This window comes from uncultured Intestinimonas sp., assembly GCF_944387725.1.
In the GTDB taxonomy this organism is placed as follows: domain Bacteria; phylum Bacillota; class Clostridia; order Oscillospirales; family Oscillospiraceae; genus Intestinimonas.
Window position 1 is genome coordinate 1 of record NZ_CALXGA010000075.1, and the last position, 9314, is coordinate 9314.

Consider the following 9314-nt stretch of genomic DNA (forward strand, 5'->3'; position numbering starts at 1 on the left):
CAAGGAAAAATTGCGCCGTCCAGGGGGCAAAAGACCCGCCGGTTGGGCATGTTGACATTTTTCAAACAAGCCCTAGTGGTTGGCCATCCCTTCTACCACCCGCCAGACGCCCCGGGCGTCCTGATGGGTGACGATGTTCTCAAAGCCGTTCTGAGCCATGATCTGCTCCACGTCTGGGGCCTGGCCCATGCCCACCTCGAAGATCAGGGTTCCCCCCAGCCGCAGGGCGGTGCCCCAGTTGGCTGAGATGGCCCGGTAGAAGTCCAGCCCGTCCAGGCCCCCGTCCAACGCCCCCCAGGGCTCGTAATCCTTGACAGAGGCGTCTAGGCCGGGCAGCTCCTTGTGGGGGATGTAGGGGGGATTGCAGGCGATGATGTCAAAGTCCCACAGGCTGGCCGCCGGCGGGGCCAGAGCGTCGGCCTGGACGCAGGTGACCCGGGCGTTGAGGTTGTTGCGGCGGATGTTCTGCTTGCAGACCCGGAGGGCCCCCTCAGACAGGTCGGCCAGGACCACCCGGCAGTTGGGGGCGTTGGCCGCTACCGCCAGCCCCACGCAGCCGCTGCCGGCGCACAGGTCCAGCACCCGGGCCCCCTCCCCCGCCGCCCTGGCCAGGAGGATGCCCCGCTCCGCCAGGGTCTCGGTATCGGCGCGGGGGATGATGACCTCCCGGGAGATGTCCAGAGGGAGGCCGTAAAACTCCCACTCCCCGATGATGTAGGCCACCGGCTCCCCATCCAGACGGCGCTCCGTCAGCTCCGCCACCCTGTCCTCCACCTCCTTGGAGGCGTAGAGGGGCAGGTCCCGGAAGAACTGTTCCCGGGTCTTGCCGGCGGCAAAACACACCAGCTCCCGGGCCTCCAGCTGGGCCATCTCCACCCCGTGTGTGCGCAGGCGCTTCCGGGTGTCCAGATACAGATTGTTATAGGTGGTCGCCATGACCATCGCCTCTCTCGTCTTTCGGATCGCAGTTGGGGCCGCGGTGCATTTACCACTTGTCCTTGCCCTTCTCCTCCGGCAGGACCTCCTTCAGGGCGGCGATTCCCACCTCGATCATGGAGTCGTCCGGCTCGAAGGTAGTCCAGCGCTGAATGGCCATGCCGGGCCGCCGGACCGCCCGGCACAGAAGGCTGTCGTGACCGCCCACATAGCGGTTAATCTCCCATGTCAGGGCCACCACCACCGGCAGCAGGGCCAGGTGTACCAGGGTCCGCAGCCAGGGGTTGGTGAACTGCCAGAAGGAGAAGACAAAGCTGGAGAGGAGGATGGACACCACGATGACCACAAAGAGAAAGCTGGTGCCGCAGCGGGGGTGGTGCTTAGGCTGGACCCGCACATTCTCCACCGTCAGCTCCAGGCCCTTTTCATAGCAGAAAATGGTCTTGTGCTCCGCCCCGTGGTAGGAGAAGACCCGGTGGATGCTCTTGGTCTTGGAGCAGAGGATGAGGTAGCCCAGGAAAATGACCACCCGGACCACCCCCTCCACCAGGTTTCGGCCCCAGAGGGGCGCCTGGGGGAAGAAGTACATCACGCCTCCTGAGAGGAGGGTGGGCAACACAAAAAAGAGCCCCACAGAGAAGGCCATGCCGATGATGACCGCCAGGGTGGTGAAGAAAGCCATGGCCTTCTCGCTGCCCAGCTTTTCGTCCAGCCACCGATCGAATTTGGAGGGCTCCTCGTCCTCCTCCCCGTCCTCTGGGTAGAACTCCGCCGAGTACATCAGGGCGGTAACGCCGGTATACATGGACGTGCAGAAGTTAACCACACCCCGGATCAGAGGCCAGCCCAGCATGGGGTGGCGGTCCTTGACGAGCCGCCGCGCTTCTGTCTTGACCTCCAGACCGCCGTCAGGGCGGCGCACCACAATGGACTTTTTATCGGGGCCCAGCATCATGATGCCCTCGATGAGGGCCTGGCCGCCGATCATGGTGCGGAAAGGGGTGGCCCAGGCTTGGTTTTGGTTGTCAGGCATTCGTTTTGATACTCCTAGTACATATGAAATCAATCAGCTGCGCCGGCCGGAATAGGCCGGGCCAGGGCTTATCTGCGCCCCTGCAAACTGCCCGGCGGGCGAAAGCCCCGCCGATGGGGCGTGTTGACGAGGTTCAGGCAAGCTCTGAATCATGATAGCAAACCCTGCCGGAAAATGCAAGAGGCGCGGAATCTACGTTCCAATGGGCAGGCGGATGGTGACGATGCAGCCGCCGCCCTCGGCGTTGCCGATGTCCAGGCGGCCGTTGTGGCGGCTGATAATCTCCTCGCAGACCGCAAGGCCGATGCCAGAGCCCCGGGCCTTGGAGCTGCCCTTGTAGAACTTATACTTGACGTGGGGCAGCTCGTCCTCCGGGATACCGGGGCCGTAGTCCCGGATGGTGATGACCGCGCAGTCCTCCTCCCTTCGGATGGCGGTGTCGATGCGCTTGCCGGAGCCGCCGTGCTTGGCGGCGTTGTCCAGCAGATTGCAGAAGACCTGACGCATCCGCTCCGGGTCCCCGGGGATGGGCGGGAACTCCTCCTCGCAGTCGGTGTGGGTCAGGGTGATGCCCTCCCGGCGGAAGAACTCGGTGTAGGTGTAGACGGCGTCCTCCAGCTCGGCCTTGATGTCCATGGGCTCCACCGACAGGGTGAAGCGGCCGTCCTCGATGCGGGAGAACTCCAGAAGCTCCTCCACCATGTTGGTCAGCCTCCGGGCCTCGGAGACAATGATGCCCATGCCCTTTTTCACGTCGGCGGCATCCCGGACCTCGCCGTTCATGATGGTCTCGGCCCAGCCGTTGATGGCGGTGAGGGGGGTCCGCAGCTCGTGAGAGACGGAGGAGATGAACTCCGATTTCAGCTTCTCCGACTGGTCAATCTTCATGGACATATCGTTGATGGCGTCGATGAGGTCCCCCACCTCGTCGTCATACTTCTTCTCCATCTGGATGCCGTAGGAGCCGCCGGCAATGCGCTTGGCGGTGTCGGTGACGGCGGTGACGGGCTCCACGATGGAGCGGACAAAATAGAGGTTGGAGAAATACACCATCAGCACAATGGCCGCCCCCACCAGCAGGGCCGCGGCCACGATCTTCACCACCTGAAGGTCGCAGCGGCTCAGGGAGGTGACGATGCGGATGACCCCCACCAGGGTGCCGTTCCGGCTGATCACCGGCGCGGAGACCGACATCACCCGCTCCCCGGTGTCGGGGGCGGTGCCGGACCATGGGGTGAGCTCCCGCTGCTCGATGGCGGCGGAGACGTCCGGCGTATTGGGGTAGGAGCCGGGGATGGTCAGATCGTTGGTGGAGCTGTCAATGGCGCCGGAGGAGCTGATGATCTGGAGCTCCATGCTGTCCTTGTCCGAAAAGGTGGTGACATAGTCGTTGGCGGTCTGCAGGTACTCGCTCTGGGACATGGCCCCGCTGAAAAAGGGCAGGGCCGCCGTCACCCGGGACTTCAGGCCGGTCTCCATGGTGGAGTAGAAGTAGCCCGCCATGGCCGCCGAGAAAGCCGCTACCGCGAAGAGCACAATGAGCAGAACGGCGGAAATGCTGTTGAGCATCCAGCGCCGCCGGATTCCTTTTACCTTTGCCATCTGCTTTCCGCCTCCCTCTCCGCTTCTTGCGGGGTCAGTCCCCGGCTTTCTCTTCCTGCCCCTCCGAATCTGTCCCAGGCCCGTCCCGCAGTCCCAGCAGATAATCCGTTGAGACCTGGAAAAATTGAGCCAGTGCGATCAGCTTTTCCAATGTTGTGGTGCGGCTCCCGCTCTCAATGGTACTAATCGCCTTATGGGAGAGTCCTATGACCTCCCCCAGCTCCTTTTGACTGAGCCCACTCTTTTTTCTCAGGGCATGAACCCTGCTCGCAAAGATCTCCAACTCTTTCATAAAAGCTCTTTGATATTTACCTTTCAGCAGACTATAATCTACCTGAAAGGTAACAACGAGGTGATTATCGTGTCAACACTTCTACAGGAAATTTTTCTCAACTACGTCTTGTGCTCAGATCGGCCGCCATCCAAAGAATACCGTGAAAAGCTGACGCCTTTGTCCACGCTCCATGACCAGGTGGCGCAAGCATTAGGTGTTGATTTTTCTGAGCAGCCTTGGCTCGCACACAGTCAGCTTTCCCAGACAGAAATCCTAGGGCTTGTTTGAAAATTGGCGATGTGTCCGGCAGGGAGGGATTTTGGGCCGCTGGCAAGCAATTTTTTCGCAGGAATCCTGGCGGATTTCAAGGAAAAATTGCGCCGTCCAGGGGGCAAAAGACCCGCTGATTGGGCATGTTGACATGTTTCAAACAAGCCCTAGATGCCTTTCATTTTGGCCTTCGCCTGGCCCGCGAGTTTCTTATAGATTAAAATCCCCACTTGTACCCATAGCCCCACACGGTATTGATATAAGTGGGGTTCGTGGGGTCAATTCCCCACAAAGCTCCGCTTTGCGGGGACCCCTCTCTTTTTTCATGCTCGGGGCAAATAAATTGCCCCTGCGCCAAGGTTTTGGGCCAAAGGCCCAAAACGCTTGTACGCGCCTGACGGCGCACCCCGCCCTGCGGGGCCCCAGACGACCCCGTTGGCCCGGTTCAGAATCCCCACTTGTACCCATAGCCCCACACGGTATTGATATAAGTGGGGTTCGTGGGGTCGTCTTCGATCTTGATGCGCAGGCGGCGGATGTTCACGTCCACCGTCTTCAGCTCTCCGAAGGAATCCCGGCCCCAGACCGTGTCCAGAATCTCGTCCCGGGACAGGGCCTTGCCGGGGTTCTCCATAAAGAGCTTCATGATGGAGTACTCCACCTGGGTGAGCTTCACCCGCTGGCCGTTCTTCTCCAGCGTGCGGTTTCGGGTGTTGAGCAGGAAGGGCGGCTGGCTGATCTCGCCGCTGCCAGCCTCCACGTCCCCCCCGGTCCGCCGGTACAGGGCGTCCACCCGGGCCGTGAGCTCCGCCGGCGAGAAGGGCTTGGTCACATAGTCGTCCGCTCCGGTCATCAGGCCGGTGACCTTGTCCATCTCCTGGGTCCGGGCAGTGAGCATGATGATGCCGATTTTGGAGTTGCTGGCCCGGATGCGGCGGCAGACCTCAAAGCCGTCCATGTCGTCCGGCAGCATGATGTCCAGCAGGGCTACCTTGATATCCGGGTTTCTGCGCAGCTGGGCCAGGGCCTCCTCGCCGGTGCCGGCCTCGATGGTCTCATACCCCGCCCGCTTGAGATTGATGACCACAAAGCTGCGGATGTTGGCCTCGTCCTCCAATACCAGAACTTTTTTCATGCAAAACACGCCCCTCTCGGCAGAAGTTCTTTTTGTTCGGGACCGGCGGTTACCAGTCCGACTGAATCAAGTGAAACAGGGTTTTCAGCCCCTCTTGGTCCACCCCGCAGTCCCAGCCGCTGTTGCTGTGGAACTCAGCGGCATAGATGGTGTCCTCCTCCTCCAGCAGGATAAACCGCACCCCGGTGTGGGCCCGGGCCACCCGGTTGGGCCCGGTGAGCTTGTAGATGGACAGGAAGGGCTGGCTCCTGGCGTTGCGCTCAGTCTCTCCGGCCGTATAGGGGTAGAAGAGCACCCCCCGCTCCCCGCTGCCAGTATTGTCCTGGCGGGAGAGGGCAATTCTCCCCTGCCACGTCTCGGGCAAAACCAGATACCAGCCGTCCTCCCCGTTATAATAGGTGGTATAGACCACAGTGGACTGCCCGTCCAGGCTGTACTGAATCCACTGCACCGACCAGAAGTCGGCGCTCCCGGTGGAACGAGGGTCCGGAAGGGCGGTGGGTTTGGGGATCTCCAGATAGCCGTCCCCGTTGATGTCCTGAATGGCGATGTTGTTGCTCAGCCGGAGGGTCCCCTCGCTCATGCTGGTGACAGGGTTGTAGGTGATGTTCTTCAGATCCCCATCCCAGGCGAAGATATCGGTGATGACGCCGGTGGTCAGATTGGAGGTGACGAAGAGCGCCGGCTCGGAGATCCCGTTGTGGTTGAGAAAGCCGGTCCGGGGCCTGGAATCGCTGACCAGTCCGGTGATGGCGTTGGACAGGGGGGCTGAGCTCTGGAGGACCATCTGGCCGTCCCGGTAGTCGTAGTAGTCCGCCTGGCCGATGCCGTCCACCGTGTTCAGGTTCAATACCACAATCTCCCGCTGGTTGTCCTTGTCCATGTCCCACAGGGTGTAGTCGGTGTAGGAGATGGGATTCATCAGCCGCTCCGCCTCCGGTGATCGGACCGAGTAGGCCATGAGCTGGTAGACCTTGTCGCTCAGCCGCCAGCTCACCACCAGCTCCTTGTCAGTCCGGCCCTGGGCGTCGGTGTACCCGTCCAGGTCCTCGTAGGAGATGGAGTTGATGGCAGTGCCGTCCCCCTGGATGATATTCCAGAGCGCATAGTCACCCTGGCCGGTCTGGCGGTAGATGTAAATTTTCAGCGGCGGGGATCCGTCGGCCGCCGTGGTACGGAAGAAGGCCACCGCCTCCTGAATGCCGTCCCCGTCCAGGTCCATGAGCTGGACGGGCTGGGTGTTGGTCCCCTGGAGGGGGCCGGCGTACTCAGCCCCGGCCCCACGGACCTGGTCGATCTGTTCCTGGAGGTTTTGATAGTCCTCCGACGCCCGGGGCACCGCGTACAGCTCCTCCGGGGAGCTGAAGGCGCACCCGCCCAGCAGCAGGAGCAGAGCGGCCAGCGCCAGTGCCTGAATTTCCTTTCCATGTCTCATACTGCCGCCTCCCTGCCGCGTTCTTTCCTTTTATCATACCATATCTTGCGGCGCTTGGGTATGGGGATTTTTGAATTTTCTCTCCATGGCCTGTGAAACCCGGGCAATCTGCCCTGCCGCAAGGGAGCCGGCCCGCCGGAAGGAGCAGCCAGGCAGAAGCCGTAAACCCCTGTAGGGCTTGTTAGAAAATTGGCGATGTGTCCAGCAGCGAGGGATTTTGGGCCTCTGGCAAGCAATTTTTTCGCAGGAATCCTGGCGGATTTCAAGGAAAAATTGCGCCGTCCAGGGGACAAAAGACCCGCTGATTGGGCATGTTGACATGTTTCAAACAAGCCCTAGGAACGCCCAAAAACGCGCCGCCGGACGGAGCTTCTGCCCTGTCCGGCGGCGCGGTCTGTGCTCAATCCTCAGCCCTCTGGCCGACCGGCTTTCCTGCCTGTGCGATGTACTCCTTCAGCCTGGAGAAGGTCTCCTCACTGATGTCGTGCTCCATGCGGCAGGCGTCTTCCGCCGCCACCTCCGGGTCCACCCCCAGCTCGGTGAGCCACTCCGTCAGGAGCCGGTGCCGCTCGAAGATGCGGGAGGCGATCTCCATCCCCGCTCCGGTGAGCGTAAGCAGACCGTCCCTATCCATCACCACATAGCCGTTTTCCCGCAGAAGGCTCATGGCCCGGCTGACGCTGGGCTTGGAAACGTTGAGCTGGTGGACCACATCAATGGAGCGCACCGTTCCCTTTTTCTCCTGGATCATCAAGATAGCCTCCAGATAGTCCTCCGCCGACTCCTGTATCTTCAAGGGACTCCCTCCAAATTGCCGACTTTGTACGTCCATACCGCGCGAATCAGCCGCTTTGCGGTTGATTCAGCAGACAATATTGTAACATGATCCCCCAGAAGATACAAGGTCAAATTCCATATGTTCTGGGGGTCCTCACCTTCTCCGCTTTTTCTTTTTGGGCCGGGCCCCCAGCAGTCCGGCGGCAGCTCCGCCGCAGAGGGCCCCGGACAACAGGCCCAGTCCCCCATACTCCACAGACATTTCCTCGAACAGCAGGAGCCCAATGGTGAGCAGCAGCAGAAACAAAACGGCTCCGGCGGCTAACCCCGCCAAAAGAGAGGCGGAGCCGCAGCGGCGCACCGCGAAGAGGCCCCCGGCAAAGCCCCCCAGCACACAGCCCACAATGGCCATGCGGTCCATCAGGTCCTCGGACAGCTGCCCGCCGGAGACCCCCACCGCGCAGAGGAACAAAAATACCAGGCACACGCCCAGCGCCAGAACGCCGCCCAACAGGACGCCGGTGATGACACGCACCAGCTTGGCCCCCTGGTCCTCCTCTGTTTTGTGCATAACAACACCCTCCTCACAACAGCTTCTGGAAAAGCCTATGCGGGGAGGGTGCTTGTCATGCTATTGGATTACTTCTGGGCTTCCACGGTCTGAGCGCCCCTAGTGGTGATGGCCCACTTGGCAAACTCCACCCGGACCCGGTCGGCGCTGGTCTCGATGACGATGCTCTCGTCCTTCACGGCGCAGATCGTGCCGATGATGCCGCCGATGGTGGTGACCTGGTCCCCCACCGCCAGCTCGCTGCGCATTTTCTCCAGCGCCTTTTTCTTCTTGCTTTCCGGCCGGAGCAGCAGGAAATAGAAGATCACCAGCATGGCCAATACCATACCTACGTAGGACATCAGCTCCAAACAACATTACCTCCAAACGATGAATTCCAGGGGGCCCTTTTCCAGCCCGCGCTGGACAGTGAATCTATTATACAGGCACGCGCCGGTTTTGACAAGCCTTTTATCAAAATTACAGTCTCTGCTCCAGCTTAACGCTGTATTCCTCCCGGAAGGCGGCGAAGGAACCGCTGTCCAGGGCCTCCCGGATGCGCCGGGTCAGCTCATTGTAAAACCAGAGATTGTGGAGCACCGCCAGGCGCATGGCCAGCATCTCCCCTGCCACAAAGAGGTGGCGGAGGTAGGCCCGGGAGAAGGAGCGGCAGGCCGGACAGCCGCAGCCGGGGTCGATGGGCCGGGCGTCCAGCTTATACTTCTCGTTTTTGATGTTCAGGGAGCCCTCCCAGGTAAAGAGCTTGGCGTGGCGGGCGTTCCGGGCGGGCATGACGCAGTCGAAGAAGTCCACCCCCCGGGCCACCCCCTCGATGATGTTGGAGGGCGTCCCCACCCCCATGAGATAGCGGGGCTTGTCCGCCGGCATCCAGGGCTCCACCGCCTCGATGATGTCGTACATGGTCTGGGTGGGCTCCCCCACCGCCAGACCGCCGATGGCGTAGCCGTCGCAGTCCAACCTGGCGATCTCCTTCATGTGCCACACCCGCAGGTCGGCGTAGGTCCCCCCCTGGTTGATGCCGAAGAGCATCTGCCTGGGGTTCACCGCATCCGGAAGGGCGTTGAGCCGGTCGTGCTCAGCCCTGCATCGCTCCAGCCACCGGAGGGTCCGTTCACAGGAGGGCTTGACATATGCATAGGCGGCGGGGTTCTCCACACACTCATCAAAGGCCATGGCGATGTCGCTGCCCAAGTTGGACTGAATGCGCATGGACTCCTCCGGCCCCATAAAAATGCGCCGCCCGTCGATGTGGGAGGCGAAGGTGACCCCCTCCTCGGTGAT

General features: G+C 61.4%; 10 protein-coding genes. All 10 read right to left on the reverse strand.

Going from position 1 to position 9314, the window contains the following annotated elements; translation table 11 throughout:
* Positions 1 to 72: 72 nt before the first annotated feature.
* Entirely contained in the window at positions 73 to 936 is an 864-nt protein-coding gene (prmC, locus tag Q0K09_RS09410) for a peptide chain release factor N(5)-glutamine methyltransferase (RefSeq protein WP_294475639.1), read from the reverse strand.
* 49 nt (positions 937 to 985) lie between these two features.
* A complete protein-coding gene (locus Q0K09_RS09415) occupies positions 986 to 1969 on the reverse strand; it encodes a DUF1385 domain-containing protein (protein WP_294475641.1) in 984 nt (327 codons plus the stop codon).
* A 192-nt stretch (positions 1970 to 2161) separates the two neighbouring features.
* Positions 2162 to 3571, reverse strand: a complete 1410-nt coding sequence (locus Q0K09_RS09420; protein WP_294475644.1) for a HAMP domain-containing sensor histidine kinase — start codon at positions 3569 to 3571, stop codon at positions 2162 to 2164.
* A gap of 34 nt (positions 3572 to 3605) precedes the next feature.
* Positions 3606 to 3863 carry a helix-turn-helix transcriptional regulator gene (locus Q0K09_RS09425; protein ID WP_294475646.1) on the reverse strand — a complete coding sequence of 86 codons (258 nt, stop codon included), beginning with the start codon at positions 3861 to 3863 and terminating at the stop codon, positions 3606 to 3608.
* A gap of 697 nt (positions 3864 to 4560) precedes the next feature.
* Positions 4561 to 5250 (reverse strand): response regulator transcription factor, encoded by a 690-nt coding sequence (locus Q0K09_RS09430; RefSeq protein WP_294475647.1) that lies wholly within the window; start codon positions 5248 to 5250, stop codon positions 4561 to 4563.
* A gap of 49 nt (positions 5251 to 5299) precedes the next feature.
* Entirely contained in the window at positions 5300 to 6685 is a 1386-nt protein-coding gene (locus tag Q0K09_RS09435; RefSeq protein WP_294475649.1) for a hypothetical protein, read from the reverse strand.
* 400 nt (positions 6686 to 7085) lie between these two features.
* Entirely contained in the window at positions 7086 to 7481 is a 396-nt protein-coding gene (locus tag Q0K09_RS09440; RefSeq protein ID WP_294475651.1) for a metal-dependent transcriptional regulator, read from the reverse strand.
* Positions 7482 to 7616: 135 nt separating this feature from the next.
* A complete protein-coding gene (locus Q0K09_RS09445; RefSeq protein ID WP_294475653.1) occupies positions 7617 to 8033 on the reverse strand; it encodes a TIGR04086 family membrane protein in 417 nt (138 codons plus the stop codon).
* Positions 8034 to 8101: 68 nt separating this feature from the next.
* The gene (yajC, locus tag Q0K09_RS09450; RefSeq protein WP_294475657.1) at positions 8102 to 8374 is read right to left on the reverse strand and encodes a preprotein translocase subunit YajC; all 273 of its coding nucleotides are present in this window, start codon (positions 8372 to 8374) and stop codon (positions 8102 to 8104) included.
* 118 nt (positions 8375 to 8492) lie between these two features.
* Positions 8493 to 9314 (reverse strand): tRNA guanosine(34) transglycosylase Tgt (gene tgt, locus Q0K09_RS09455; protein WP_294475655.1); only part of this gene is annotated, 822 nt, incomplete at its 5' end.